Source organism: Natrinema pallidum, assembly GCF_005890195.1.
GTDB lineage: Archaea > Halobacteriota > Halobacteria > Halobacteriales > Natrialbaceae > Natrinema > Natrinema pallidum.
The window spans coordinates 1,577,164-1,602,337 of the sequence record NZ_CP040637.1; the positions used below are offsets into that span (position 1 = coordinate 1,577,164).

A 25,174-nucleotide genomic window follows, 5' to 3' on the forward strand; every position below is an offset into this window, starting at 1 on the left:
CATGCCGGCACGGGGTGTCCCACCCAGGGGACGTTAGCCGGGTCCGGAAGACGGCCGGTACCGGCGGCTCACCGCCTTCCAGCGACCGCTCCGGAACAGCCAGTAGTTGATCCCGCCCGGGACGGCGGTCTCGAGGAACAGTGCCAGATAGAGTCCGCCGATGCCAAGCGGCGTGACGAGTCCGAGCGCGGCCGCCGGGAGCGCGAAGGCGTAGCGACCGAGCAGGGAGGCGACGAACGGCCAGCGAGTGTCGCCGGCTCCCAGTAGCGCCCCCGCGGCGGCCCCGTCGATGCCGTAGCCGATCGAACTGAGCGCGCCGACGGCGACGAAGACGGCAGCCTGTGCGACCGCCGCGGGATCGGTGACGAACAGCCCCGCGATCGGCCGCGCGAAGAGCACGACCAGGACGGTCACCGCGGTGTAGATCACCGCCGAGAGCCGAATGATTCCCGCGCCGTACGCTCCCGCCTCGGTTTCCTCGCCGGCACCGAGGTGTTGCCCGACGAGCGAACTCGAGGCGAGCGACAGCCCCCAGTTGACGCTGTTGATCAGGGCCCGAACCCGACGGCCGACCTCGAGGGCCGTGACGACGACCGGGCCGAACGAGGCGGCGATCCAGAGCAGCGGGAAAACGATCGCGCCCTGTGCGAGCCGGCGGCCGATCTCCGGCAGCGAAATCTCGATCAGTTGGCGGAGCAGCGGCGGCTCGAACCAGGGGCCGCCGCGAGCGATCGGGACGGGGCTTGGCTCCATCCCGAGCCGGCCGTACGACCGGCCGACCATCCCCCATGCGAGGACGAGCGTCACGAACCCGCTCGCGAGTGTCGTCCCGATCGCTGCGCCCGCAGCACCGAGTCCGAATCCGAAGATGAGCGCACCGCTGAGGACGATATTGAGGAGCGCGCCGCCGGCACGGGCGACCATTTCGGTGAACGTGTCGCCGACGCCGGTATACGTTCGACTGGCGATGAGGTTGAGGAGTTCGAAGACCACGGCCGGCGCGACGTAGACGAGGTAGGCGCTCCCGTGACGGAGCGCGGCCGGCCCCGCACCGAGCAGGCCGATCAGCGTGTCGGGGACGGCGAGAAAGATCCCCGCGATGGGAAGCGCGAAGCCGATCGCGAGCAGGACGCTCTGATTGACCGCCAGCGACGCGCGGGCGGTTTCCTCACCGCCGTAGTTCTGCGAGACGAGCGTCACGGTGCCCCCAGCGAGGCCGAGCCCCAGCAGCGTCACGATCTGCCAGTAGCCGAGCGCGAACGCCAACCCCGCGGACCCCGCCGTCCCGACGGCGATGCCGACCATGGCGAGGTCGGCCGTCTGCTTGGACATGATCGCGAAGCCGGTGACGATCCGGGGCCACGCCAACTCCATCGTCGGGCGAAACCGCTCGGCGTCGATGATCCCGCAGCGCTCGAGCGTGCGTGCGACGAACTCGACCGCGGTCCTGCGCCGCCCAGTCATCCCTCGCCCGTTGCGGCAGGGGCCCCTTCGGTCTGTCGTTCGCCGAACCGACTCACGAATATGGAATAGCGTCTACACTTAACCTGCTTCGATGTGAGGTGCCAGACGTATGCGTCCGCCCTTCACCTCCGGCCGTGCCGTAGCGATGACGCCGCCGTCGATCGCGAGCTACGAGTCATCGGTGCCGGTGGCACTGCACGATTTCGACGACATCGAAACCGTCATCGATGCGGTCGCCGGCTCCCCGTGGTTCGTCCAGTCGACCATCGCCGGGCTGCTCACGCTCGGTATCGGTGGTCTCCTGATCGCGACCGCACCGGCCGGAACACGACGGCGGACGGACCGGGCGCTCGAGGACCCCCTCACCGCGTTTCTATACGGGTGTCCGATCTTGAGCGGCGTCATCGGCCTGTCGCTGCTGATCGCGATGACGGTAACCGAACGGACGCTCGTCGTTTTCGCGGTCGTCGCGTCGCTCCTCGTGGCAGTGGTCGTCAGCGTGCCCGGCTATCTGGCGATCGGCCGCCTCGTCGCCGACGACTGGCTGCCGGCGCTGGGCGTCGCGGTCGCCGTTTCCGCGGCCGTCGGTGCCGTTCCCACCCTCGGACCCCTGGCCGGGTTTCTGATCAGTAGCTTCGGGATCGGCACGGTCGTCATGGGCCTGGGACACGGCCGCGGCTCAGCGACGTGAAAGCATCGTCTTGAGGTGCTCGAGCGAGACGAGCGACGTCGGTCGATCCATGTGGACGCCGATTTCGCCCGACAACGCCCCCAGCCCGAGCCGCTGGACGGGTTCGGGCAGCGAGTACGCCCGCCGAATCCAGCGGCCGAGTTGCTGTTCGCGCTCGAGATCGGCGCGCCAGGCGCGCTCGTAGGCCGCGAGCGTGGCCGGTCGATCGGGGTCGATCTCGCGGACCGCGTGATCGGCGCTGGTCATGCCGTAGAGGATGCCGCCGCCGGTGAAGGGCTTGGTCTGGGCAGCCGCGTCGCCGATGAGAAAGACCCGACGGGTCGTCACGCGGTCGGGCGGGCCGATCGGGATGGCCCCCGAGCACCGGTGGGCGACGTCGATCTCGTAGCCGTCGATCAGGTCCTCGAAATGCTTAGTGACCTGTACGCCCGGCGGGGCCGCCAGCCCGTACTCGACGCCGGCCTCGCCGCGGGGGATTCGCCACGCGAAAAAGGTCGGCGGCGTGAGGTGGACGTCGACGAAGTCCTGGTGGTCGTCCTCCTCGGAGAACGCGAGCACCCCGTGAAGCAACTCCTCGGGCTGGGGAAGGTCGAGTTCGTCCCGGACCCTCGAGCGCGGGCCGTCACAGCCCGCGAGCATCTTCGCCTCGAACTCGTGGGTCCCGTCGGGTCCGCTGGCGACGACCGTGACGCGGTCGCGGTGTTCGGTGACCGAAGTGACCGTATGTGCCTCGCGAACGTCCGCGCCCGCCTCGCGGGCCATCGTCGCGAGATGACGGTCCAACCCCACGCGGTCGATGACGTTCGACGCGACGTCCGTCTTGTAGAACGGGTAGGCGTCGCTAGTGGGGCCGCCGACGTGGAACCGCGCGCCGTAGATCTCGTTTTGAAACAGGTCCTCGCGAGCGTCTTCGCCCGTGAATTCCCAGATATCCGTACTCACGTGGCCCGAACAGGCCAGCGGCTCGCCGACCTGTCCCTTCTCGAGGGCGAGGACATCGTAGCCCTCCGCGGCGGCTCGACGGGCGAAGCGCGCGCCCGGCGGGCCGACGCCGACGACGAGGAAATCGTACATGCTCGGCACGTTCACGGCGGACGGTAAATAGGTTCTCGAGATACGACCGGTATCACCATGGATGCCGCGTGTCGAGGGCCGCATAAACGAACCGGTACCGCCGGCGGGGCTGCGTGTTGGAGTTCGGGCAGCGGTTCAAGGACGGGGACGCAGTCGCATTCGAGATTGCGGGGATCGGCACGCTCGAGCACACTGTCGTGGAGTAAGCGGTCACCATCGACCGATTACGGTGATCGACGCCCGTCACGCCGATCGCACGCGGCGCTGGCGGTGAGGAGGAAGCCGATCACGCCGAGATAGCCGACGAAGGGGACAACGCCGAGTCCGTCGGTGTCGAAGACCGTCGCGCCGAAGAGACTCGCCCCGACGAGGCCGATCGCGTACCCGATCCTGTCCGGCGTCCGCTCGAACGTGAGCCCCTCGAGCGAGAGCAGGTCGGGCGTCCGGACGGCGAAATACGACCAGCCGGTGTATAGCGCGCTCACGCCGAGACACACGCCCCACGTGGCGTCGGCGAGGAGCGATGCAGCCGTTCCAACGCCGATGCCGATACCGACCGCGATCGGGAGGGCACGATCCATGAGCAAACCGTCACCGCTGTCCCGGATAAGAGCGACGGCCCCGAGCGGCTAGCCCGGCCGCGGTCGACTCGCGGCCGACGCGCTACGCCCCGTCGTCCGCATCCTCGAGGAGCGCCCAGAATCGGTCGGTGTCGCCCTCGAAGCGCTCGAGCAGGTCGCGCATCTCGGCGCGGTGGTCGTCGGCGACTTTCACGTGGACCATCCCCTCGTCGGGCTGGCCGTAGACGACGCTTGCGCCCTCGGGCGCGGCGACGATCGCCGGCAGCGCGACGAGGTCCTCCTCGCCGTCGACCAGAATCGTGGTGGGGTCGTCGGTCGAGAGCGCGCGCCGGAGTGCCCGGACGACCGGCGCGCCGAGTTCGGCCGGCGGGTTCCGGGTCTCGATACTCGCGCCCTCGGTGACCGCATCGTGGATCTCCTCGTCGACCGCACTGCGTTTCGTTCGGCCGTCGACGAGCGCGACGGCGGGACGGTGGCCCGCTTGCAGGAGGTGGTAGGTGACGACGTCGCCGACGGCGATGACCGGACCGTCGACGGCCTCGAGGAGCCGTTCGGCGTCGGTCTCGATCGGGCCCATCGGCTCCTTGAGTTCGTGACGGAGGTCGTCCGGCAAAACCAGTAGCTGTTCGTCGGCGGCGAGCGTCGGCGCTTCGTCGTCGTCGCGGGTCACGCGAGTCAGCGAACCTTCAGAGCGTACGCGCCCGGTTCGGTGATCTGCATCTCCGTCGCGATCTGACTCTCTTCGGGGTGGGCGATGATGACGTAGCCCGCCCAGTCTTCGGTCAGCGACGAGGAGTTGCAGGCGTCACAGGTCTCGTTATCCGGTTCGTTGACCCGGTGACACTCGCGACAGACGAGACGGTCGGATGCCATGGTTATTCACCTGCGGCCGCTTCGCGTTTTTCGCGTTCGTCCTCGAGCCAGCCGTGCTTGCCGAGCCCGGGCTGTTTCGCGGTGAGCCCGATCTTCGAGTCGCGGGGGTTGCGCTCGTCGATGCTCTTGGTGACGATGCGGGCCCGGACGGCGTCCTCGACGCCGAGCGAGCGGGCGGATTCGTTCGAGGCGAGTTGCTGGTTCTCGCCGTCGAAGGCGAGATACTCGTCGCTGATCTGCGAGACGTGCAGCAATCCGTCGACGGGACCGATCCCGACGAAGGCACCGAACTCGACGACTTCGACGACGGTGCCGTCGACGACCTCCTGCATCTGCGGATCGAAGGTGACGGCGTCGAACTCGGCCTCGTAATAGACGCCCGGACGGTTCGGCAACACCGTTCCTTCACCGATATCGTGGACCTCGGTGACGGAGACGATGCTGCCGACCTCTTCGTCCATCCGCCCCTCGAGTTTGTCCTGGAGCAGTCGTTTGACTCGATCCGGCGAAACGTCGCCGAGCTCTTCCGGCGGTACTTCCACTGTGTCCTTCAGTCTAACCCGTTTGTACATCTATGGTTGAGTGATCGCTAACTTGTTTCTCCCGCGTAATGCAATTACCGGTCTGCTCGCTTCGAGCACTCGGTCGCGCAGCGGGCGGTCGTTCGTGACGACGTAGTCGACGGTCCCCTTGCGGGCGAGTTCGACCAGCGCGTCGTCGGCGTACGATGCCTCCGTGTCGACGACGAGACAGCGTTCGGTCGCCAGGTCGTAGCCAACGGTCGCGGCCGTCCCCTCCTGGCCGCCCTTTTCGGAGAGCCGCCGAAGTTCCTCGAGGACTGCCTGTGGGATGGTCGGCTCGTAGCTCTCCAAGAGCCGCTCGAGTTCCTCGAACAGCCGCACGTCGAGTTCGACGGGCATCATGAGCGCGCTCGTGTCGATGGCGACCCGCGTCGGCGTGCCCATCGCGTCAATCCGTGAGCGTTCCCAGGCCGATCAGCCGCCAGCGCGCGCCGATACGGCGGTTGATCGCGATTTTCGTACCCGGATCGGCCGCGACGGGCCGCTTGAGTGCGACCTCGCATTCGCCCTCGCGAGCGCTGGTAACCGAGCCGACGGTCGTCGCCGTCCCGACGGTCATCATCAGCGGCTCGCCCGTGCTGATCTCGTCGACCGTCTCGCCGCTCTCCGCCCCGACGACCCGCTCGAGGAGGTCGACGTCCATGGTGAACTCGTTCCACGTCGGCGGGAGCGAGCCCGGCGGACCGGCCATCCGGCCGGCCAGCGCGTCGCCTTTGGTCAGCGAGGGGTCGAGCCCGGTCCCGACGCCGAGCAGCCCGCCCGGCGTGACGGTGTCGACGGCTTCGCCGCCGGCCTGCAGCGATCGAATGGTCGTCTCGATCGGGACGTACTCGGTCTTGCCGCCTTCCTCGACTTCGCGGCCGGGTCGGATCTCGATATCGTCGCCGACCTCGAGTTCGCCTTGCACGAGGCTGCCGCCGAGAACACCGCCGGCGAGGTCCGTCGCGGTCGTCCCGGGTTTGTTGATGTCGAAGCTGCGGGCGACGTGCATCCGAGGGTCGGCGTCGGGGTCCCGATCCGGCGTGGGAATCTCCTCTTCGATGGCCTGCATGAGCAGGTCGAGGTTGACCTCCTGGCCCGCGGAGACGGGGACGATCGGGGCGTCTTCCGCGACGGTCCCTTCCACGAACTCCTTGATCTGCTCGTAGTTGTTCCGCGCGGTCTCGCTGTCGACGAGGTCCACCTTGTTCTGTGCGATGACGATGTTGTCGATCCCGATGATGTCGAGCGCCATCAGGTGCTCTTCGGTCTGGGGCTGTGGGACGGGTTCGTTGGCGCTGACCACCAACACGGCACCGTCCATCAGCGACGCGCCCGACAGCATCGTCGCCATCAGGGTTTCGTGCCCCGGGGCGTCGACGAACGAAACGGTCCGGAGCGGCTCGCTCGGCGTGCCGTCCGCACACTCCTCTTCGACGGTGTAACACTCGGGTTCGTCCAGTCCCTCGCAGTGACGGAACGTGGCGTCGGCGTAGCCGAGCCTGATCGAGATCCCGCGTTTCATCTCTTCGCTGTGTTGGTCCGTCCACGAGCCGCTGAGCGCTTGCACCAGCGTCGTCTTGCCGTGGTCGACGTGACCGACGAGCCCGATGTTCACCTCCGGTTGTCGATTTCCTACCATAAGACGATGAGTAATCTTGGGTATTGATTCCGCTGTGCGACTGATAAAGGTTGCGAGCTATCGCTTGGCTCGGACGAAACGGTATGCCGACAGTCCCCATCCGACCGAACGCCTCTCACGGGACGGGTCCGGCGGTCGTCCGTAGCGCAGTCGGCCACCAGTGCAGGGGCGGCCGACGATTCGACTCCCTCGAGTGGGGACGCGAATGCGGGCGCAGCGTCGCGGCCCGCCGAACCCGACGACTTATTTCGGTTCCCACACTCCCTGTGACCGTGTCGGAGTTCGCCTTCGAACTCGAGTTGTGCGCCCGCCTCGAGGAGCGACGCGACGGACTCGTCGCTCGCCAGCTCGGCGGCGGCGTCGCCGAACCCGGTGGGCGAATCCTCGATATCGTCCGTGTCGAACCCGGACCTGAATTCGAAGACCGCGTCGCGATCACGAGCGAGACGATCCCGGACGCCGCCATCGAGTCGGCCGTCGGCACCGGGCAGGCGCGCTACTGGAAGGACGCCTTCGACTGTCATCCCGAGCGCGCTCGCAGCGCCACGGAGCGGGCGCTCGAGATCGGCTTCTTCGAACGCGACCACAGCGCCAGCGCGGCCAGCAGCCGCGAGTACGTCCGCCAGGTTGCCCGCTACCCCGAGTGGTACGACCGCATCGTCGGGATCGAGAACAAGCCCGATCTCGGCCGCCCGGGAGATCTCGAGGCCCAACTGCGGACGGACGTGAGCCTCGCGCTGGTCGACGAAGTCGTGCTCGCGACCGAGAGCTACGTGACGCGCGCCCATCTGCACCGGCTCCCCGAGGCGGTCGGCGTCTGGCGGCTCCACCGTGACGGGGCGGACGCGGGTCGCTCGCTCGAGATCGAGGTGCTCCGCGAGCCGACGCCGTTGGCGGTCGACGAGCCCGGGATCGAGCCCCTCGAGTCCCACCCCGGTCGGACGGAGATCGCGCCCGTCTCGCCCGCCGCGAAGGCGCGGGCCCGCCGACGGATCGCCGAACGGGCCTATGGAAAGGGCTGGCGAACGTACGACTTCCCCGAGTGTGTGGCCTGCCGCCCGGACGACGCGAGCGGTGCGACGCTACCGTACTGCGAGTGGAACGGTCGCGTGATCGACGCCGGATCGGAGTGTGGGAGCGCGTGTCCGGGCTACGAGGCGGCGTCGGCGACCGCCGTCGATCTCGAGGCCGAGCGCGATCGGCGAACGTCGTGGGAGGCCGAGCCGAGCGGAAAGCGTCGACGGCAGTCGGGACTGGATCGGTTCGGCTGACGCTTGCGGCCGCGGCATCGACGGCAGGTCGCGGTCACAGGACGTACTGTTCGCCGTCGATCGCCAGCGGCTCCTCGAACGCCTCTGCGGCGGGATAGAAGTGAGCTAGATGGACCAGCCGCGTCCGCGTGGCGTCCAGTTCCGCGGCCAGTGCGAGGGCTCCCTCTCGTGTCATGTGTTTCGTGCCGAACGTCCGGGCGACGCCGGTGGCGTCCTCGTGGCGGCCGCCGAGGGGGTGATGGTCGCAGAGGCTCGCCGGGACGATCGCGTCGGCCAGCAGGAGATCCGGATCGGCCAACACTGCGCGGGACTCCTCGGGAACCGCGTAGCTCGTATCGCCAGTAATCGACAGTTTCGCGCCCGTCTCCGGGTCTTCGACGGCGAGTCCGTAACAGATCAGCGGCGGATGCTCGACCGGCACCAGCGTCACGTCGAGCCCGCAGATCCGTTCGGTCTCGAGGGGCGTCGTCGGTACGACAGTAACGCGATCGAGGTAGTGATAGTCGGCGCGAACCGTCTCGGCGACGCTCGCGCCCGTCTCGGGGTCGGTCTCGTCGGCCGCATAGACCGACAGGTCGTCCAATACGCGAAAGACGTTGCCCAACCCGTCGAGGTGGTCGAAGTGGATGTGGGTAATGACGGCGGCATCGGGCAGCGGGACCTCGTCGCGGAGGAACTGATACCGGAAGTCGGGGCTGAAGTCGATAAGCAGCGACTCGTCGGTCCGCTCGTTCTCGACGTGGACGGAGAATCGCGTGCGCTCAACGCCGTGCTCTCGAGCGGCGGTACAGGTGTCACAGTCGCAGCCGACGGTCGGCGTCCCCGTCGTGTCGCCGGTTCCAAGCAGGGTTACCCGCATCGTCACTGCGGCCCTCCGGCCCGCTCGCGTGTGCGATTACACATACGATCGCCCTTCCGCGAACGCCCGCCGGAGCAGCGGATGGTCCTCCCGTTCGTCGACTCGTTCGGCGGGGAGGACGTACGGCGAGAAGACGACGCCGTACTCGGCCCCGACGGTCTTGGCCAGTTGCTCGAGTTGCCGTTCGCGCTCCTCGTCGGCCGCCTCGAGGACGATCAACACCTCGGCCTCGGCGTGGACATCGCGATTGCCCTGGACGGCGTCGCCGAACACGAAGAGTTCACGGATCGACTCGCCGTAGTCGGCCCGTGCCCGGGCCGCGAACGCGTCCGCGGCGTCCCCCTGTGGTGGGTCATCGCTCATAGGGGGTGATTGACAGCCGTCGCATAAAGGGTATTCCCCGCGAGACGGGGGAATCCCTACACCGTCCCGGGATCGGCGTCATCGCCAGGATCGTACTCGTGGTCGCGAAGGAGGTCCGGATCGACGTCGCGCAGAACCGCCTCGTGGGTCGCCTCGAGCACGACCGGTGGCGCGCAGTCGGCTTCTTCGGCCTCGATCCAGCGGCCGAGACAGAGACACCACTGATCGCCGGGTTCGAGTCCCGGAAACTCGAACTCCGGTTTCGGCGTGGTAAGGTCGTTTCCTTGCGCCCGACTGAATCGGAGAAATTCCTCGGTCATCACGGCACAGAGTTCGTGTCGGCCCCGATCGGACTCGACCCGGCGACAGCACCCGTCCCGCAGGAATCCCGTCATCGGATCGGTACAGCAGGGCTCGAGTTCGGTCCCGTATACGTTCCGGTCGTCGGGCATGTGACTCGCAACGGCAGGCGGGTGGAAAAGCGTGGCGTCGAGCGGCCGTCGGGCAGCCGCGCCGCCCTCGAGTCCGAATCCGTCGCGGCGGCGAAAACCGTTCGTGCGACCGTCTCCGGTTCGGAACTCGGGGTCGGCAGCGACCCCGTTATGTCGATGGACGCAGCGTTATTGCTGTGCAACAGCGTTGATCCCGGTCTGGACCCAGTACCAGGAGATGATCGGGAAGAAGATGAAAAGCAGGAAAATCGGCATTGCCCCTTGGTCCGTGACACTCTCTGCTGCGTTGGAAATCTGCCAGAAGACGATAATGTTTACGAACGGAATGATCGCCAGAATCGGGGACAGATCTTGGTTCGTTCCCTGATCGAGCGCCTTTGCAGTCTTGTACGTCCAGTAGATCGGGTACAGTCCAAGTGTGATGATTGTGAGGACAACCTGTTTGACAAGCGATCCGGTTGTGAATGCTGATTTGTCTGTAATTTTTGATATTTCAGACATATACGAGATATTTTTACTCCGTACATATATGTCTTCTTGAGTATCGCGGCTTTGGGCCCATATAGAAATGAATGTTATATTAAATTTACCATAGAATATCGGCAAACGTGATGCTAATAGCGGATGATAATATACTCACAGGTTTCTGGGACAGGCAAAAAAGCACTCCACTACATTATTCTCCATTACTGACTAAATCCGCTGAATCTCTGGTACATCATTTAAAAATCCCAGTAGAAATATCTACCATACTATGGTAAACACTGAAACGATTCACACACTGATCGCGAAGCCGTCATCTGACCAGGTGTGCGATAACGGTCAGTAGTGACTATATTCTCCGCTGTAATACCACCCCGACAACACGGATTCGCTACTATCGCCACCGGGGACTATCCAATCCGTCGGAGACGACTCGTATACGATGCCGGTGCGAAAACAAGGATAGAAGTCTAATCCAGTTTCGAGTCAGGCGTCAGTGATCGTGGTCGTGATCGTGTGAGTGGCCACCGTCGGCCCCGTGGTCTGACGACGATCGTCTCGCATCGCTTGGCTCACCCCCATCGCTGGCCTTGTCGATATCGCCGCCGGCGACGAGCGCGTCGTGGTCCCCCTCCATCATGTCCATGTTCTTCAGCGTGTCCCGTTCCTCGAACTCCTCGACGGCGTTCAAGAGGTCCTCCTGGGTCAGCGTCGTTCGGTCCTCGGTCAGCGCCTCGAGCACCGCTTCCCGGAGCACCATCCGGAGGTCGCTGCCGGTCAGCCCCTCCGTGACCTCGGCGATGAGATGCGGATCGAACTCGTCGATGTCCATCGTTCGCGTGATGAGGCCGAGAATGTCGGCCCGCATGCCCGAATCGGGTTTGGGGAAGTTGATGATCTCGTCGAACCGTCGCCAGGCGGCGTCGTCTAACTGGTCGGGATGGTTGGTCGCGCCGATGAGCAAGACATCGTCATCGATGAGCGAGATGTTGTCGATGCTCTTGAGAAGGGTGTTGACCGCGCGCTTGAGCGCGGCGTGTTCGTCGCTGCGGCGGGTCTTGGCGACGAAGTCGAACTCGTCGATAAAGAGGATACAGGGCGACAGTCGTTTCGCGACCTCGAACGTCTTGTCGACGTTTTTCGCCGTTTCGCCCAAATACTGGCTCGTGATCATCGAGAGTTTGACCTCGACGAACGGCAGGTCCATGTCCTGTGCCAGCGCCTGCGCGGTGGACGTCTTCCCGGTTCCTGGCGGCCCGACGAACAGCAGTTTCCCGATCTCTCGCAGCCCGATATCGGCGAGATAATCCCGGTGTTCGATCGCTTTCGAAATCTTGTCGAGTTCGTTCTGCTGATCCTCGGTGAGCACGAGGTCGTCGAGGGACATGTCGACCTCTTCGGGCGCGCGAACTTCCACGAGGTCCAACATCTCCTCGTCGTCCTCCTCGTCGAAGTACTCGTTGAGGAGGCCGTCGATCCAGACGCGATCGGCCTGAATCGGTCGGTTCCGCTCGCGTGCCGCCTCGTGAGTTACGTCGAACTCGTAGTCGTCGTGGGACGCGAAGTGTTTCGCCAGCGTCGGGTTCTCGAGCAATCGGTCCGCGTCGACGCGCTCGGCGAACCATTCCTCGGCCATCCCCTGCTGGGCGAGGGTGATCGTCCCGGAGAACTCGTCGCGTTCGGTGAACATCAGTTCGGAGACCGCCTCCCACGGGCGGTCGACGCCGGTCGCCTCGCGGGCGGTAGTGGTCGTGACCGATAGCGGACGGTCGATGCCGGCGGGTTTTCGAGTGCCCCCGTTGCCGCCCTCGGTGTCGCTCCCGTCATCGTCGGCGACACCACCGGTCCAGTAGACCTGCCGGAACGACGGCGGGAGGTCGTTCTCGTCTAGCGTCCGGTCGTCCGAATACACGCTCGTCGTGAGCAGGAACTCCACGACATCGAGCGCTGCATCACTCATTCGGTGCATGTAGTCACTACACGTTCTTAACAGCGTCGTCCCGTGCAACGTATGTGAGTGAGTTTCACTCCCGGCGGTCGCGCTGGTAGCGTGTCGGCCCCGGACATCGGCACAACCGTTTTCGTGTACGGGCGCACAGTCACCCGTATGAACGTGTTGCTGGGTCTCGGCGGCAGCGACGAGTCAGTGAAGACACTCCGGCGAACCCTCGATCGAACGCGCGAGGTCGGTGACGAGTTGACGATCGTCGTCGTCGAGAAACCCGAGTCGAAACGCTCACAGGAGGAGATGTACCGACAGGCGGTCGACGCCCTCGAGGAGGCCGGCATCACCGATGTCGAAGTGGAGAAACTCGACGGCGATCCCGGAAGCGCGCTGGTCAACTACGCCGAGCAGGGGGACTACGACCAGCTGGTCATCGGCGGCGGAACCCTGAGCCCGATGGGGAAGATTCAGCTCGGGCCGATCACCGAATTCGTCCTGCTGAACGCCCCGACGACGGTCAAACTGGTGCGATAACGATGGCCGGTACGCGTCAGTATCCCGACGAACCGTCCGGCCCCTTCCCCTCGCCCCCGACGACGGTCGAGGATCGAGACGGACGGTCGATCGAGGTTCGGACAGCCGAGTCGTTCACCGGTGAGACGCTCGACGACGTCGTCGGGATGTACACCGCGTTCGATCCGACCGACCGCGCACAGGGGATCCCGCCGACCGGCGAGGAACGGATCCGGACCTGGCTCGAGACGATCGGTGACGACAGCGTCAACGTCGTCGCGCGCCACGACGGGGACGCGATCGCCCACGCGATGCTCGTTCCCGATACCGACGATCCGGCCGCGGTCGAACACGCGTCCGACATCGAGTGGGAACTCGCGATCTTCGTCCTGCAGGCCTACCAGCGGGCCGGGATCGGGACGGTCCTGCTGAAGAACCTCCTGGGCCACGCGATCGATGTCGGCATCGAGCGAGTGTGGCTGACGGTCGAACGCTGGAACAACCCGGCGATCGCGCTCTACGAGCGGGTCGGGTTCGAGTCGACCGGCACCGAGAGCTTCGAACAGGAGATGGCGATCCGCCTCGAGAGCGACGACAACGGCGTGACCGACGGCGGTTGACCGCGTCGGACTCCCATACCAATTGTGTAAATACATTTTATTTATTTAACGTAATGGGAGAAACAATATGTGATAATATGGCGGCGAACTCAGTAAATATTCTGATGTGGTTGGCACTCGGTGCTGAATAGAGAGGATATGTTCAGCAATGGATTCTACTTTGAGGGGTAGTACGGGTGCAGACGAAGCCTCCCAACGGATTCCGGGAGACCGGCATCCTTCTGGAAGTGCCGAACAACTGCCCCTTGATCCCGAGGTACCACCATTCGTTCAGTATCATCACCATCTCAGGACCCGACGAGTTGTAGATGGTAGAACCAGATATTTGCCCAAGATTCGTCGCGCGTTCGAGTTTGTTAGCGGCCTCTTCGCCCTGATCGTCGTCAGGTACGTTGGTCACCCCATTCGCCGTCATCGTCGAAAGGCGACCCATCGTCCGTCATTCCTCAGCAGACCAGACTAGAGAATTCCCGACTTTCTTCTTTGAGACACGTCCGTTATCCAGAAGACGTCGAAGCCGATAGTCCGCACTCTGGCGCGCAATCCCGAGTTCGTCGGCAACTTCTTTTGTGCCCGCGGGCTCGTGTTTTCGAACCGCATTAAATACTTCCTCATCGGTGTGTTCGGGCTCAAATCGCCCGTCTTCGTTTCTTTCCCGGTCTTCATCCATTAGTCTCTAGGTCGCAAGGTTCTCCCATCAACCTTCTGCTCAAAGGCAGATGGCACAACACTTAATGCGGTATGCTACATAGCAGAAGGTGCGAAGAAAGTCCGGACTCTCGGGGCGTGACCGTCATAGGAAACGCCTGGGTGTTGGAGCCATCCAGGCCGGGCTTCTGAGGCCAGAAACCCATGAAGATATCCGCCCTCGCCGGACTTCAACCCTCCGGCACGACGGTCGAATCGACTACTGAAGATAACTGTGACGAGTGCGCGAAGTTTGAGGACGGCTTCGCGTGCGCTGATCGCTCATCTTCGGCCGCAAGGACTTCTCGGGTGACTTCTGATGAGCGGTGAGGACGTCGATCCCGAGAAGGCTGAATCCCTCGCTTGTGACTGCCTGGTGGAATATTTCCGGCACCCCGCGGAGTCCACCCGGAGCGATGTCGCCCGACTCGCCGAACTGACTTCGTCCATCAAGGTCGCCCTGGAGCGCGGCGAGACACCCGAAAAGCACAACATCGAAGAGGCTCGCTTCTACATCCGGCAGGTCGAAAAGCGGCTTGACGAAGTGACCGCGCTGTTCGGCTGGAACCCGTGGGATACGGGCGCGACATGGAGCGAACTCACCGACGAACAGCAGGCCGAAATCGAAGAACGTGACCGCCAGCGACTCGGTGACGACATCGACCCGGAGACGGGCATCAAGGAGGAGTGCGAATGATGTACGACAACGTCCGCGTGACGGCCCGTATCGTCCGCACCGACGACGGCAGAACTACACGAGTATCGCGTCGGTGGCGTTTCGTACCTCTCGGCTGAGGGGCCGCGAGACGCGCTGAACACCCACGACATCCACGGCCAGGTGGTCGCCTACGAATAACGAAATCGTATTTGCAACAACTGAGACGGTTAGACCGAGAGGACGGGTTGGCTCGCGTAGGAGAGGACGTACTCGGCGGCTTTCTCGAGGACCTCCGCTTCGGTTTCGGTAACCGGTTCCCGGGGGAGGACGATGAAGTCGGCGTCGATGTCGTCGGCGGTGTCGAGCACGACGTTGCCCGGATGACGCGTCTTCCGCGTTTGCGAGAAGCCCTCGTCGACGGAGGTCGCAAGCGGTACGTCCGCGTCAGCGGCGATGTCGCCGATATCGTCGAAAAACCCCTGCGTGTTCTCCGCGACGGCGGTCTCGTCGACCGTGCCGGCGTCCAGTCCCCGGACGACGCCGCGTCCGAGGACGAACAGCGCGTGGACGGAGGCGTCGTAGCGGTCGGCGACGGCGACGGCGTATTCGACGGCGGTGGCTGACTCGTCGCTCCCGTCGACCGGTGCGAGAACGGTGTCGACGGTAAACGGCTCGCTGGCGTCCATACGCGGCAGTGGGTGGCCGGTCACAAAAAAGCCACCCCACCACTCCGGCGACGGGTCGGCTGCCACGGCCCGATCGAACGGGGGTCTTTAAGCAACCGTGAGCGTAACCGCTACGTATGTTCGATACGGTCGTGGTCGCCACCGACGGCTCCGACAGCGTGAAACGCGCCGTCGACATCGCGCTCGATCTCGCCGACCGGTTCGATGCCGAGGTCCACGCGCTCTCGGTGATCGACGCCAGCGAGGTCGACGCCTCACCCCAGCAGCTCCGGGACGAACTCCGCACCGCGCTCGAGACGACCGCCGACGCCGCGCTCACGACCGTCGAGGAGCGGGCAGATAGGGACGTGACGACGGCTGTCCGCGAGGGACGGCCCGCCGCCGAGATCTGCGACTACGCCCGCGAGGTCGACGCCGACGTGGTCGCGACCGGCACCCGCGGTCGTCACGGCGAGAACCGTCTCCTGCTCGGCAGCGTCGCCGAACGGATCGTTCGCACCTCGCCGGTCCCCGTACTAACGGTGCGGCAACTCGCGCCCGCGGGCGAAGACGGCGGGGACGACGGGAACGCGATCGTCGCCTGACCGCCCGTCCCATACGACCGCGCTCGCCGACCGGCGGTGACGATCGACGAGCGCGTCCGAGACGCGTGTCCGGGCTCGGGCGGCGTCGCACGACGACTCGGCGCAGCGACCGAGCGACGAGCCGCGAGACCGGCGATTACTTCCCGGGCGGTCTCCCAGTACGCAGCATGTACGACGAACTCATTCGGAGTGGCGATCTGTCGCTCTCGCGGAAGTCCGTCCTGCCGGGGACCGGTTTCTTCCTGCCCGATGCGCTCGAGGACGACCTCACGGAGCAACGAACCGAGGCCGCACTCGAGGGGGCCGACGCTGCGGTCATCGCCGATCCGGACGCCGACGGGCTGGCCTGTGTCGCGCTCATTCGAGAGGCCTACAACGACGTGCGGAACGTCCCGGAGCCGGACGAGATCGAGGGCGACGCGACGGACGCGGCCGGCGAACCGCTCGAGGAGCCCGAGCCGACGCCCCACGGCGTCGCGTTGCTCCCTGCCAGTCCCCACGACGTGGAGGACGCGCTGGCTCGCGTTGCCGAGTACGGCGACAACGGGATCGATATCTTCGTGTGCGATCTCGCGCCCGATCGGTACGAGTACGTCGAGGAGGAACTCGCGGCCGCGCTCGAGATCGCCGACCGTCTCGCGTGGTACGACCACCATCAGTGGGGCGACGACGTCGCACGGGCGGTCCGGGAGGCCGGAGTCGACCTCGTGATCGGCGATTCCGACGAGGAGTGTAGCGCCGACGTGGTCGCTCGCTCGCTCGAGTACGGGTTCGGGCCGATGTACGAAGAACTGGCCGCCGTGACCAGGGACCACGACCTCTGGCTACGCGAGGACCCGCGCAGCGACGACCTCGCGGATTACGCGTACTGGACCGATCCCGGGGAGTACGTCGAGGTCGTCCGCGAGTACGGCGTCGACCTCCCCGAATGGGTCGAGGAGTACATCGCCGAGCGCCGCGTCGAGAAGGAGGCACTCATCGATCAAGCCGTTGGCCGGGCCGAACTCCGCGAGATCGGCGGCTACACGGTCGGGATCACTTACGGTCGCTGTTCGCAAAACGAGGTCGCGGAGGCGATGCGTGAACGCGGTGCCGACGCCTCGATCATCGTCAAGCCCGCCGGTTCAGCCTCGATTCGCGGAACCGACGAGTTCGAACGCTGCCACGAGGTCGCGGGCAAGGTCAACGGCGGCGGCCACCCCAAGGCCGCGGGCTGCAAGCCCGACATCTACGACGACATGCTCGACTACGCGAACCACTGGACGACGCGGGGTGCCGTGACGAAACGCGTCATCCTCGACGCCTTCCGTGACGTCGTTACGGAAGCGGCCGCGGAAGCCGACGACAGCGCGACCTGACCGCTGTACGGAGGCTCCCGACTCGACTCGGGACTACTTGTCGGTCTCGTCGGTCACGTTCCACCGATCCGAAAACGCCGTTCCGCACGTACACTGGGCGTAGGCGTGGACGACGGCACCGTCGGCGTAGATGCCGCCGACCTCCTCGTTTTGATCCTCGGCGAACGCGAAAACGAACTGAACCGCGTGCTCCTCGTCGTCCGCCGCGTCCGGACACCGACCGCCCGCCAGATCGGCCGTGATCTCCCCCTCGTTGCTCATTGCGGACTTGGCGAACTCCATCGCACCGGTTCCCGTCGCCGCCTGAAAGGCGCTCCGGCCGCGCTCGCCGTCGACCACGATCACGATCCCGTCGTCAACGCGATCGCCGAACCGTTCGAGTCGATCGTCCGAGACGTAAGAGTCCGCCAGAAACAGCGCAACGTCCTCGAGGCGGTCGCCCGCCAGAAACTCCTCGCGTGGGTTACTCATGGCCACGGATTGATGCTCGACGTGGAAAAAGGGCGGTATTCGCGTCGCTCCGTTCGGGACCGACACCGGACCAACGGTCACCCGTCCGGGTACAGTCGTGTTAGCAGTTAACATTTGTCGTTTTCAACACGATATCTTAATTTATGAGGTCGGATGACCGTTCGTTTCCCTGCCGCTTAATACGTCACAGTGACACGGGCTCAGTAGTCGTATCTCCATCCCGCGCTCGCTCCCCCGTTGGTCGACCACAGCCGGCGGCCGAGGACGACCATCTCACGACCTCCACCAGTGATCGTCAATGTATGAAAACAGCCGCACCGTCGAATCCGTGCTCGACGAACTCACGAGGAGCATACTCACGGACAGTCAGTCGAACCCGTCCGATCCCGCCCTCGAGTCGACTGAGGACGCACCGAAAGACATCGAACGGCAACTCGACGAACTCATAGAGCAAGTCCACGGAGCGTTCCCGGCCGACGATGTCCAGTTCGACGAGGCCATCGTCAGGGACAATCTGGAGGAACTCCTCCTGGTGCTCATCGCGCTTCACGGGGAGACCCACGGCAAGGAACTCATCTCGGCGTTGACCTCCCTCTTCGAGACACAACTCAGTCCGGGGACCGTCTATCCGACCCTCCACGAGTTAGAGGAAGCGGACGTACTGTCGATGCACGCCAAGGTTCGAACCAAGGAGTACTCGATCGCCGACGAGGCGTACGTGCGTTCGACCGTCGAACGGACGATGGTCCGACACCTCGCCTTCGGGCTCTTGCTGTCCGCCGTCCTCCCGCGACTGTAACTCGGGCTACTCGTCTTCGAGGCTGTCCGCGATCTCGCTCAGGCTCTCGGTTGGCGGCTCGCGTGCGTCGTAGTAGGTCGTCTCGCCGGGCGAGCGGAGACCATAAAGGAACTCGGGTTCGACGACGTCGATCAGGACCGAGCCGCCCGCCGGAACGTCGTGGTCGGCGGTCCACTCGGTGAGTCGGTCGGTCCCGCCGCTGGGGTCTCGAGCCAGGTCCGGCGTGTCGTAGACGCCCGGGATCGACAGGTCGTCGCCGGTCAACGCCCGTTCGACTCGCGCGAACAGTTCCTTGCCGTCGAGGACGACTCGGACGACCTCGTCGGTCGGGAACGCCTCGCGGTCGTCGGCTGGCACCTCGAGTTTGACGCCCGTCGCCGTCTCCGTACACGTCGACCGGACAGTCGGGACCGAGGGATGGTCGCTCGCAACTCTGTCAGTCATTGCAAACGAATGAATGCGGGTGGCGACTTACTCGTCGTCGCCGTCGTCGCCGAGCAGTTCGTCGACGTCGGTACTGCCGCGGTCGACGATCGAGGCGTTGATCTGGGCGACGGCGTCGGACACTTCGCGGCCGCGGACGGTGATCCGGCGTCGCTCGCCGTCACGGGACGGTTTGTAGCCCGTCTGCTCGTCTTTCATCATGACTTCCTTCAGGTTCGGTCCCGCAACCTCGTCGGTGAGCGGGCGGCCGGCCTCGTCGGAACCGCCGGTGATCTCGAGCGTGTAGCCGTCGAGCCCGACCGCGCTCCCGTCGACTTCCTCGCCGATGGACTTCCCGATAAAGCGGTTCGCGTCCTGTTCCTCGGCCTCGAGCTGGTGGGCCAACCCGGACTCCGGGTCGCCGACAACGACAGTGAAACTTGCCATGCCCGACGGAAGACGGCCGTCGCTCAAAAGATCATCGATCGTCACCCAACTTTTGCGCTGCGGGCCGGCTTCGCCGACCCTCGGCAAAACTTGGATGAAAAGCACTCCTCCCTCCGTTTCGTTCACTGCGTTCACTCCACATCGGTCGTCGGCCCGCTCGCTCCCTGCGGTCGCTCGCGGTCGGATCGAGTGAGCGCCTGCCCTCCCCCGGGTCGGACGGCTCTCGCAACGCTCGAGCCGTCCTCCCGGCCACCGAACTGGACCGCGATCCCTCTACGCCCGTCTCCGCAAGTCCCGCTCGAACAGTCAAGTAGCTGCAACGCCTACCTCGAGCCGTGTTCATCGATCCGGGGCGACTCGAGGGTCGCCTGCGTGAGGAGTTCGGCGGGACGACGGACCAATCGCGGGTCGTCGTCCGGCAAGCCGTCGATCTCGCGGACTCGGGCGCGTACGAATCGGACGTCGGGACCGCCCTGACCAACGAGATCGTCCTCGAGGAGCTGGCCGACGCTCCCGAAGGGACCCCGCCGGAACGGTGGAACTGGTGGATCGGCTCGCTCGAACTTGCATACGGCGGCTACAACCGGTTCGATATTCAGCGCTATCGGGGATAGCGACCCGCAGCGAAGGGCAACACCGATTGTCCTCCGGACCGTAGAGAGCCCCGATGAGCGAACTGTCGCGACCGGTCTGGCCGGCATACCCGCTGTCGGTCCTCGTCGCGGGACTCGGTCACTGTTATCTCGGCCGATGGAAGCGCGGCGGGATCTGGTTCCTCTGTTACGGCCTCGCGCTCGTGTTCCTGAGCGCGCGAACCGTCTCGGGTGCGCTCAGCCTCGAGGAGCCGTTCGTGGTAACCGCACTGCAGTTCGACGCCGTGAGCTACACGGACGTGGCCATCCCACTGACGATCCTCCTGGTCTGTCTGCTCGACGTCTATCTCATCGGGCTTGTCGAACGGACCACGCTCCCGCCGGCCGGCGCGGACGACCGTCGCTCGAACAGTCCCTGACGTTCCCACGTCGGCGACGCCGGGTTCGAGTGGCGGCCCCGCGTGGTTTTTGTGCTCGTCGACCGAACGACGAGTATGGGACGTCTCAGTTCCGTCCTGCTCAAAGGGCTCGGCGCACTCGTCCTCGTGATCGTCGTGCTGAGCGTCGTCGGCACGATCGTCGGCATCGCCCTCTCGGTGATCGCGGCCGTCCTCTCGCTGGTCCTGACGCTGGCCGTCCTGTCGGTGCTCGCGCTGGCGGCCGTTGGACTGCTCTCGCTGTTCGGTTCGGACTCGAGCGCCGGGAACAGCTCGGACACCCCGACCGAAAACCGCCCCGATCCCGAAGAACGCGTTCGCTCCCGGTACGTCGACGGCAACCTCGACGACGAGGCGTTCGAACGGGAACTCGAGCGAGTCCTCGACACCGAGGACCGATCGACCCGACCGGATGTCGACGGGTCGCGGACCCGTGGCCCGGCGAGCGAGCGGGATCGGCTTCGAGATCGGTGACGGGCCGGGGAGACTCGACCGCCCCGCAAGGAGATCGAACGCGAGTTCGGCGAGAGTCTTCGGGACGATCTGGGTTGGGCTCGAATATCGCCCTCGGTTGTGTGGGCACTCTCTACGGATAACGGCGGGTCGATCGACGAAGAAAAGCAGTTGGCGAGCATACGTCCGGTAATGGATATTCAGTTTCTCGGCGGCGCACGTGAGATCGGCCGAAGCGCCATTCTCGTGGACGATTCTCTCCTACTCGATTTCGGGATGGTGACGGACACACCGCCGCAGTTTCCGGTACAAACACCGACCCCGGATGCAGTCGTTGTTTCGCACGGACATCTCGATCACGTCGGGACGATACCGTCCCTGCTTTCCGGTGACGCACGGCCGTCGATTCATTGGACCCCCCCGACGTACGAGCTGACGCTGACGCTCGCGCGGGACACACTCAAACTACACGGGGGATCATACAACTGCCCGTTCACCGAGACCGATCTCAAGCGCGTTACACAGGTGTCGAAAACACACGCGTATCGGGACTCCTTCGAAGCGGCTGGCTATGACGTGACGTTCTACAACGCAGGACACATTCCGGGAAGCGCTCACGTGCTCGTTGACGATGGGGAGACACAGCTGCTCTACACGGGCGATTTCCACACTGACGATCAACGTTTGGTTTCGGGGACGACTGCACGACCCGATGCCGACATCGTCATTTGCGAGAGCACATACTCCGACGTGGAGCATGCGGACCGATCCGTGGTGGAGGAGCGATTCGCCGAGAGCGTCGAGACGACGCTCTGGGAAGGGGGGACAGTCGTCGTCCCCGCGTTCGCGATCGGCCGGACACAGGAGATGATGCTCATCTGTGACGCGTACGACATCCCGTGTTACGTCGACGGGATGGGGCAACGGGTGACCGAGATGCTTCAGCAGTATCCCGAGTTCGTTCGCGACGCAGATGCGTTTCAACGAGCGAAATCCCACGCGCGGTTCGTCACCGGACGTAACGGTCAGCGAAAGCGGATTACTGAACAGAAGGCAGCGATCATCACCACCAGCGGAATGCTGTCCGGGGGCCCTGCGATGACCTATATTCCCGAAATTCGGGCGAATCCGACGAACAAGATCGCGATGACCGGCTACCAGGTCGAGGGGACGCCCGGCCGGGACCTGCTCGAGACCGGCAGCGCCGACATCGACGGCCGAACGCTGCCGATCAGCGCGCAGGTCGAGCAGTACGACTTCTCCGCACACGCGGACCGCGACGGGCTCCGGACGTTCCTCGCGGGCTACGAGGACGCGCGAATCCTCGTCAATCACGGCGACCGCTGCGAGGCGTTCGCCGCTGCGCTTCGCGAGGATGGCCTCGACGCCGCCGCACCGGCACTCGGCGACCGCCTCGAGTGGTGACGAGCGGACCGGACGGTCGCCCGGCCCAGTCCAGCACGTTCACCGTCGGCCGTCGTCATCCGCATCGGCGTCGTGATTTCGATCGCCGATTCGGACATCAGCGATCAGTCGACGCGGGCAGAGCGACGGTGGCCGACGGGCTCGATCACGTGACCGCGTCCACCAGACACGACGGGTCCGCGACCGTACTCGAGACGGTGCGGAGCGAGGCCGACTGTCGCTCAGTCCTCCTCGCCGGGTTCGCCCGCTGTCGGCGCATCCGCGCCGGTCGGTCGCGTGTGATTCCGGCGCTCGCTCGGAGCCGGGCCCCCGTCACCGGCCGCGTCCGCTTCGGACCCGGTCTCGGAACTCGAGTCCGGGCGGTCACTGATGTCGTCGCCGACCGCAATCGACGGCGGTCGCGGCGGTTCGAAGACGGCCACGAAGTCGTCACGGCGAACGGCGTATACCGCCCGGTCCGGGTCGAAGACGATCGCGGTGTCGACGTCGATACCGTACGCGGCCAGCGCCGCCAGGGTGTCCACGTGCGCCTGAGGCCCCTCGAGCGCCGCGTCGGGAAGCAGTAGGACCGTGATGACCTCGTCGAACTGCTCGCGGTCGTCGCGGTACGCGAGCCACTCGCGGTCGGCCGCCGTCGGTTCCCCGAACCGACGCGAGGCGACCACGAGCGCACCGAGGCCGCCGAGCCCGGCCGCGACGAGCAACGGTCCGCCGAGGGATCGCACGGGGCCAGCAGCGGTGGACGCGGAGACGGTTTCGTACTCCTCGTAGGGCTCGTCGTACGCGTCGCTCGCTCCGTCCTCGACTCGATAGGTCCCGTCCGCGACGGCGATCGGGACCGTGTAGTCGTCCGCGACCGACCGCTCCGCGCCGTCGATCGTCCCGTCGATCCCTCGCTCGAGGACGAGGAGGAGTTCCGTTTCCCCGGGACTCGCCCCGAGGTCGGATTCGATCCGGTCGATCCGTGCCGTGACGGCGGAGACGTTGACGTCGAACGCCGCGGTGACGGGCTCGCCCGGTTGGACCGCCGTTTCGTTCGTCGCCGCGAGCGGTTCGCGTTCGCGCCAGTACACGGTCCCGTTGTCGGGGTCGACCGACTGATACACCAACTCGACCGTCAGGGAGACGCTCACGTCCGCGGCGCTGTCGGCCGCATAGCCCCCCACGAACGTTCCGTTGACCGTCGGACTGACCGCCGAGTAGTACAGCGGTTCGTTCTCGAGTCGCGTCCCCGCCGGATAGACCGCGGTCGGTTCGGTGACGGAAGCGCCATGCGAGATGTTCCCCGTGGCGGTCCAGGTCGTCTCGACCTGACGGGCCGTTTCCGCCTCCCCAGTCGGGGCCGCGTAGGCGCCGTAACTCACCCACGCACCCGCTGCGAGTAGGCAAACCAGGACGACGACGGCCCCCGTTCGATACGTCGCTAGCAGGACACGGAGTCGCACCCGATGCTCCGCGTCCGCCCTCGTTCGTTCCTCCGTCGCGCCGTCGGTTTCGGTCGATCGGAACCACATAGGTCGTGCTCTGATACGCGGTCTCAGTACAACCGCCGGACAAGCGATTGCGCCCCTGTACACCGACTGCGGATCGCCGCCCGTTTCGAGCGGGCGTCGCCCGGACCAACGAGCCGTCGACTCAGCAGATAACTCCCGCCTCCGAGCAGCGACACGATCGTCGCGAACGGGAGCCACGGGTGGTACTCGTAGAGTGCGTCGATGACCGGCGCTGGAAGGACGCACAGATAGCGATACTCGGTGACGTACGTCGGGTAGTGGCCCGTTTCGTCCGGGGCCGTGATCGAAACCGCAACCGTCCTCTCTCCGCGTGGCCCGACCGTCGCCCGTTCGGGCTCGAGGCGGACGTTCTCGTCGCCGGACTCGACGTAGGACCGCGTCGGAACGAGCCCGCCGTTGGAAATCGAATAGGGGACCTCGTCGGTCGTCCCTCGCTCGATCACCAGCGGGCGGTCCGACTCGAACTCCGCGCTGATGACATCGTAGGACTGAGTTCCGGCCGGGACGATCATCGCCGCGGCGGCGGCGAGAACGATCAGAAGCGCGAACCCCACCGCGAGCAACCAGGGATCGGTCCAGCCGTCTCCGGTCCCGCGCCCGTCGTCGGTCCCCCTCGACTCGAGGGAGGGAGAGCGCCGCTCGCGAACCGTTTCGACGGCGTAGAGGACGACCGAGAGTCCGAGGATCGGCAGCGCGAGTGCCGACGCGTCGCCGGATTCGCTGACGCCGAGTCGGGCCCCGATGCGCTCGATCGTCTCACCTGCCGTCATCACGGTCGTCCCCAGCAGCGGCACCGTCACGACCTCGCCGTTCACTCGCCAGCCTTCGGCGACGATCTGGGCGTCCCGGACGTGGGGCTCGCCGCTGTCCTGATCAGTAAACGGGTTCGCGTCCCCGCGCGTGACGTAGCCCTGCGGGGTCTCCTCGACGACCCGATGAGTCGTGAGACCGCCGCCCTGGATTTTCGTCGCCTCGAAGACGATGACGTCGCCCGGCTCGGGATCGTCGGTCAGTTCGCTGGGGAGCGCCACGAACCCATCGCCGGTATCGATCGTCGGCTCCATGCTCCCCGTTTCGACGAATCCCAGTAGGACCGGCTGCCCGAGTAGCTGCCCGACGACGAGAGCACCGAGGGTAACCAGTACAACGACCTGGCCCCCTCGTATCACCCCTCGCCGAATCATGCCTCATCTAGTGCAGCAATATTATACTATTTATATATTTGTGATAGGTATAATACCGAGTGGA

32 protein-coding genes are annotated in these 25,174 nt (G+C 65.3%); 12 read left to right on the forward strand and 20 right to left on the reverse strand.

Going from position 1 to position 25,174, the window contains the following annotated elements; translation table 11 throughout:
* Nucleotides 1-33 precede the first annotated feature (33 nt).
* Nucleotides 34-1,464 (reverse strand): MATE family efflux transporter, encoded by a 1,431-nt coding sequence (locus tag FGF80_RS07790; protein ID WP_138653205.1) that lies wholly within the window; start codon nucleotides 1,462-1,464, stop codon nucleotides 34-36.
* A gap of 109 nt (nucleotides 1,465-1,573) precedes the next feature.
* Between FGF80_RS07790 and FGF80_RS07795 the strand changes: the two genes are divergently transcribed.
* Nucleotides 1,574-2,155, forward strand: coding sequence for a hypothetical protein (locus FGF80_RS07795; RefSeq protein WP_006185925.1), 582 nt, complete (start codon nucleotides 1,574-1,576; stop codon nucleotides 2,153-2,155).
* Here the strand turns inward: FGF80_RS07795 and FGF80_RS07800 are convergent.
* The 7 genes from FGF80_RS07800 to FGF80_RS07835 form a co-directional block, all read right to left on the reverse strand.
* Complete coding sequence (locus FGF80_RS07800) at nucleotides 2,144-3,229, reverse strand: geranylgeranyl reductase family protein (RefSeq protein WP_138653207.1); 1,086 nt, start codon at nucleotides 3,227-3,229, stop codon at nucleotides 2,144-2,146. The genes FGF80_RS07795 and FGF80_RS07800 overlap by 12 nt on opposite strands.
* Nucleotides 3,230-3,453: 224 nt before the next feature.
* Nucleotides 3,454-3,810, reverse strand: a complete 357-nt coding sequence (locus FGF80_RS07810) for a hypothetical protein (RefSeq protein ID WP_006185927.1) — start codon at nucleotides 3,808-3,810, stop codon at nucleotides 3,454-3,456.
* Between the two features lie 82 nt (nucleotides 3,811-3,892).
* On the reverse strand, nucleotides 3,893-4,480 hold the full coding sequence (locus tag FGF80_RS07815; RefSeq protein ID WP_006185928.1) for a GTP-dependent dephospho-CoA kinase family protein: 588 nt from the start codon (nucleotides 4,478-4,480) through the stop codon (nucleotides 3,893-3,895).
* Nucleotides 4,481-4,485: 5 nt separating this feature from the next.
* Nucleotides 4,486-4,683, reverse strand: coding sequence for a transcription elongation factor subunit Spt4 (gene spt4 / locus FGF80_RS07820; protein ID WP_006185929.1), 198 nt, complete (start codon nucleotides 4,681-4,683; stop codon nucleotides 4,486-4,488).
* Between the two features lie 2 nt (nucleotides 4,684-4,685).
* Complete coding sequence (locus tag FGF80_RS07825) at nucleotides 4,686-5,255, reverse strand: DNA-directed RNA polymerase (RefSeq protein WP_006185930.1); 570 nt, start codon at nucleotides 5,253-5,255, stop codon at nucleotides 4,686-4,688.
* On the reverse strand, nucleotides 5,256-5,648 hold the full coding sequence (locus tag FGF80_RS07830) for a PIN domain-containing protein (protein WP_138653209.1): 393 nt from the start codon (nucleotides 5,646-5,648) through the stop codon (nucleotides 5,256-5,258).
* A gap of 4 nt (nucleotides 5,649-5,652) precedes the next feature.
* Nucleotides 5,653-6,885: a translation initiation factor IF-2 subunit gamma gene (locus FGF80_RS07835; RefSeq protein ID WP_006185933.1), complete on the reverse strand. Its 1,233-nt coding sequence runs from the start codon at nucleotides 6,883-6,885 to the stop codon at nucleotides 5,653-5,655.
* Nucleotides 6,886-7,157: 272 nt separating this feature from the next.
* Between FGF80_RS07835 and FGF80_RS07840 the strand changes: the two genes are divergently transcribed.
* Nucleotides 7,158-8,156 carry a DUF5787 family protein gene (locus FGF80_RS07840; RefSeq protein ID WP_138653211.1) on the forward strand — a complete coding sequence of 333 codons (999 nt, stop codon included), beginning with the start codon at nucleotides 7,158-7,160 and terminating at the stop codon, nucleotides 8,154-8,156.
* A gap of 34 nt (nucleotides 8,157-8,190) precedes the next feature.
* On the opposite strand, the gene FGF80_RS07845 is transcribed toward FGF80_RS07840, so the two are convergent.
* The 5 genes from FGF80_RS07845 to FGF80_RS07865 form a co-directional block, all read right to left on the reverse strand.
* A complete protein-coding gene (locus tag FGF80_RS07845; protein ID WP_138655503.1) occupies nucleotides 8,191-9,015 on the reverse strand; it encodes an MBL fold metallo-hydrolase in 825 nt (274 codons plus the stop codon).
* A gap of 36 nt (nucleotides 9,016-9,051) precedes the next feature.
* On the reverse strand, nucleotides 9,052-9,378 hold the full coding sequence (locus FGF80_RS07850; protein WP_138653213.1) for a hypothetical protein: 327 nt from the start codon (nucleotides 9,376-9,378) through the stop codon (nucleotides 9,052-9,054).
* A 56-nt stretch (nucleotides 9,379-9,434) separates the two neighbouring features.
* Nucleotides 9,435-9,830 carry a DUF2237 family protein gene (locus FGF80_RS07855; RefSeq protein WP_138653215.1) on the reverse strand — a complete coding sequence of 132 codons (396 nt, stop codon included), beginning with the start codon at nucleotides 9,828-9,830 and terminating at the stop codon, nucleotides 9,435-9,437.
* A gap of 168 nt (nucleotides 9,831-9,998) precedes the next feature.
* A complete protein-coding gene (locus FGF80_RS07860) occupies nucleotides 9,999-10,331 on the reverse strand; it encodes a DUF4234 domain-containing protein (protein WP_175417004.1) in 333 nt (110 codons plus the stop codon).
* Nucleotides 10,332-10,806: 475 nt separating this feature from the next.
* Nucleotides 10,807-12,273 carry an ATP-binding protein gene (locus FGF80_RS07865; protein ID WP_006185941.1) on the reverse strand — a complete coding sequence of 489 codons (1,467 nt, stop codon included), beginning with the start codon at nucleotides 12,271-12,273 and terminating at the stop codon, nucleotides 10,807-10,809.
* A 147-nt stretch (nucleotides 12,274-12,420) separates the two neighbouring features.
* On the opposite strand from FGF80_RS07865, the gene FGF80_RS07870 reads away from it, so the two are divergent.
* Nucleotides 12,421-12,792, forward strand: coding sequence for a universal stress protein (locus FGF80_RS07870; protein ID WP_006185942.1), 372 nt, complete (start codon nucleotides 12,421-12,423; stop codon nucleotides 12,790-12,792).
* A gap of 2 nt (nucleotides 12,793-12,794) precedes the next feature.
* Nucleotides 12,795-13,391, forward strand: coding sequence for a GNAT family N-acetyltransferase (locus FGF80_RS07875; protein WP_006185943.1), 597 nt, complete (start codon nucleotides 12,795-12,797; stop codon nucleotides 13,389-13,391).
* Between the two features lie 439 nt (nucleotides 13,392-13,830).
* Here the strand turns inward: FGF80_RS07875 and FGF80_RS07880 are convergent, their stop codons facing one another.
* Entirely contained in the window at nucleotides 13,831-14,061 is a 231-nt protein-coding gene (locus FGF80_RS07880; protein WP_006185945.1) for a winged helix-turn-helix transcriptional regulator, read from the reverse strand.
* A gap of 336 nt (nucleotides 14,062-14,397) precedes the next feature.
* On the opposite strand from FGF80_RS07880, the gene FGF80_RS07885 reads away from it, so the two are divergent.
* Nucleotides 14,398-14,775 carry a hypothetical protein gene (locus FGF80_RS07885; RefSeq protein ID WP_006185946.1) on the forward strand — a complete coding sequence of 126 codons (378 nt, stop codon included), beginning with the start codon at nucleotides 14,398-14,400 and terminating at the stop codon, nucleotides 14,773-14,775.
* A gap of 188 nt (nucleotides 14,776-14,963) precedes the next feature.
* Here the strand turns inward: FGF80_RS07885 and FGF80_RS07890 are convergent, their stop codons facing one another.
* Nucleotides 14,964-15,422: a universal stress protein gene (locus FGF80_RS07890; protein ID WP_006185947.1), complete on the reverse strand. Its 459-nt coding sequence runs from the start codon at nucleotides 15,420-15,422 to the stop codon at nucleotides 14,964-14,966.
* Between the two features lie 116 nt (nucleotides 15,423-15,538).
* Here FGF80_RS07890 and FGF80_RS07895 point away from each other — a divergent pair, with 116 nt between their 5' ends.
* Both FGF80_RS07895 and FGF80_RS07900 read left to right on the forward strand, forming a co-directional pair.
* Nucleotides 15,539-16,006 (forward strand): universal stress protein, encoded by a 468-nt coding sequence (locus FGF80_RS07895; protein WP_138653217.1) that lies wholly within the window; start codon nucleotides 15,539-15,541, stop codon nucleotides 16,004-16,006.
* Between the two features lie 167 nt (nucleotides 16,007-16,173).
* The gene (locus FGF80_RS07900) at nucleotides 16,174-17,364 is read left to right on the forward strand and encodes a DHH family phosphoesterase (RefSeq protein WP_138653219.1); all 1,191 of its coding nucleotides are present in this window, start codon (nucleotides 16,174-16,176) and stop codon (nucleotides 17,362-17,364) included.
* Between the two features lie 33 nt (nucleotides 17,365-17,397).
* On the opposite strand, the gene FGF80_RS07905 is transcribed toward FGF80_RS07900, so the two are convergent.
* Nucleotides 17,398-17,835, reverse strand: coding sequence for a DUF5807 family protein (locus tag FGF80_RS07905; protein ID WP_006185950.1), 438 nt, complete (start codon nucleotides 17,833-17,835; stop codon nucleotides 17,398-17,400).
* Between the two features lie 298 nt (nucleotides 17,836-18,133).
* Here FGF80_RS07905 and FGF80_RS07910 point away from each other — a divergent pair, with 298 nt between their 5' ends.
* Nucleotides 18,134-18,634: a PadR family transcriptional regulator gene (locus FGF80_RS07910; RefSeq protein ID WP_006185951.1), complete on the forward strand. Its 501-nt coding sequence runs from the start codon at nucleotides 18,134-18,136 to the stop codon at nucleotides 18,632-18,634.
* Between the two features lie 6 nt (nucleotides 18,635-18,640).
* On the opposite strand, the gene FGF80_RS07915 is transcribed toward FGF80_RS07910, so the two are convergent.
* On the reverse strand, nucleotides 18,641-19,078 hold the full coding sequence (locus FGF80_RS07915) for a DUF7112 family protein (RefSeq protein WP_006185952.1): 438 nt from the start codon (nucleotides 19,076-19,078) through the stop codon (nucleotides 18,641-18,643).
* 27 nt (nucleotides 19,079-19,105) lie between these two features.
* A complete protein-coding gene (locus tag FGF80_RS07920; RefSeq protein WP_006185953.1) occupies nucleotides 19,106-19,504 on the reverse strand; it encodes a 30S ribosomal protein S6e in 399 nt (132 codons plus the stop codon).
* A gap of 335 nt (nucleotides 19,505-19,839) precedes the next feature.
* On the opposite strand from FGF80_RS07920, the gene FGF80_RS07925 reads away from it, so the two are divergent.
* The 4 genes from FGF80_RS07925 (at nucleotide 19,840) to FGF80_RS07940 (ending at nucleotide 22,412) form a co-directional block, all read left to right on the forward strand.
* Complete coding sequence (locus FGF80_RS07925) at nucleotides 19,840-20,118, forward strand: hypothetical protein (RefSeq protein WP_138653221.1); 279 nt, start codon at nucleotides 19,840-19,842, stop codon at nucleotides 20,116-20,118.
* Between the two features lie 53 nt (nucleotides 20,119-20,171).
* Complete coding sequence (locus FGF80_RS07930; RefSeq protein WP_006185955.1) at nucleotides 20,172-20,516, forward strand: hypothetical protein; 345 nt, start codon at nucleotides 20,172-20,174, stop codon at nucleotides 20,514-20,516.
* Between the two features lie 75 nt (nucleotides 20,517-20,591).
* The gene (locus FGF80_RS07935) at nucleotides 20,592-21,008 is read left to right on the forward strand and encodes a hypothetical protein (protein ID WP_049908111.1); all 417 of its coding nucleotides are present in this window, start codon (nucleotides 20,592-20,594) and stop codon (nucleotides 21,006-21,008) included.
* Nucleotides 21,009-21,179: 171 nt separating this feature from the next.
* Nucleotides 21,180-22,412 (forward strand): MBL fold metallo-hydrolase, encoded by a 1,233-nt coding sequence (locus tag FGF80_RS07940; protein WP_138653223.1) that lies wholly within the window; start codon nucleotides 21,180-21,182, stop codon nucleotides 22,410-22,412.
* 221 nt (nucleotides 22,413-22,633) lie between these two features.
* Here FGF80_RS07940 and FGF80_RS07945 read toward each other — a convergent pair whose 3' ends face one another.
* Together FGF80_RS07945 and FGF80_RS07950 are read right to left on the reverse strand one after the other, a co-directional pair.
* Nucleotides 22,634-23,926 (reverse strand): DUF5305 domain-containing protein, encoded by a 1,293-nt coding sequence (locus FGF80_RS07945; protein ID WP_138653225.1) that lies wholly within the window; start codon nucleotides 23,924-23,926, stop codon nucleotides 22,634-22,636.
* Between the two features lie 23 nt (nucleotides 23,927-23,949).
* Nucleotides 23,950-25,110, reverse strand: coding sequence for a signal peptidase I (locus FGF80_RS07950; RefSeq protein ID WP_138653227.1), 1,161 nt, complete (start codon nucleotides 25,108-25,110; stop codon nucleotides 23,950-23,952).
* Nucleotides 25,111-25,174 lie beyond the last annotated feature (64 nt).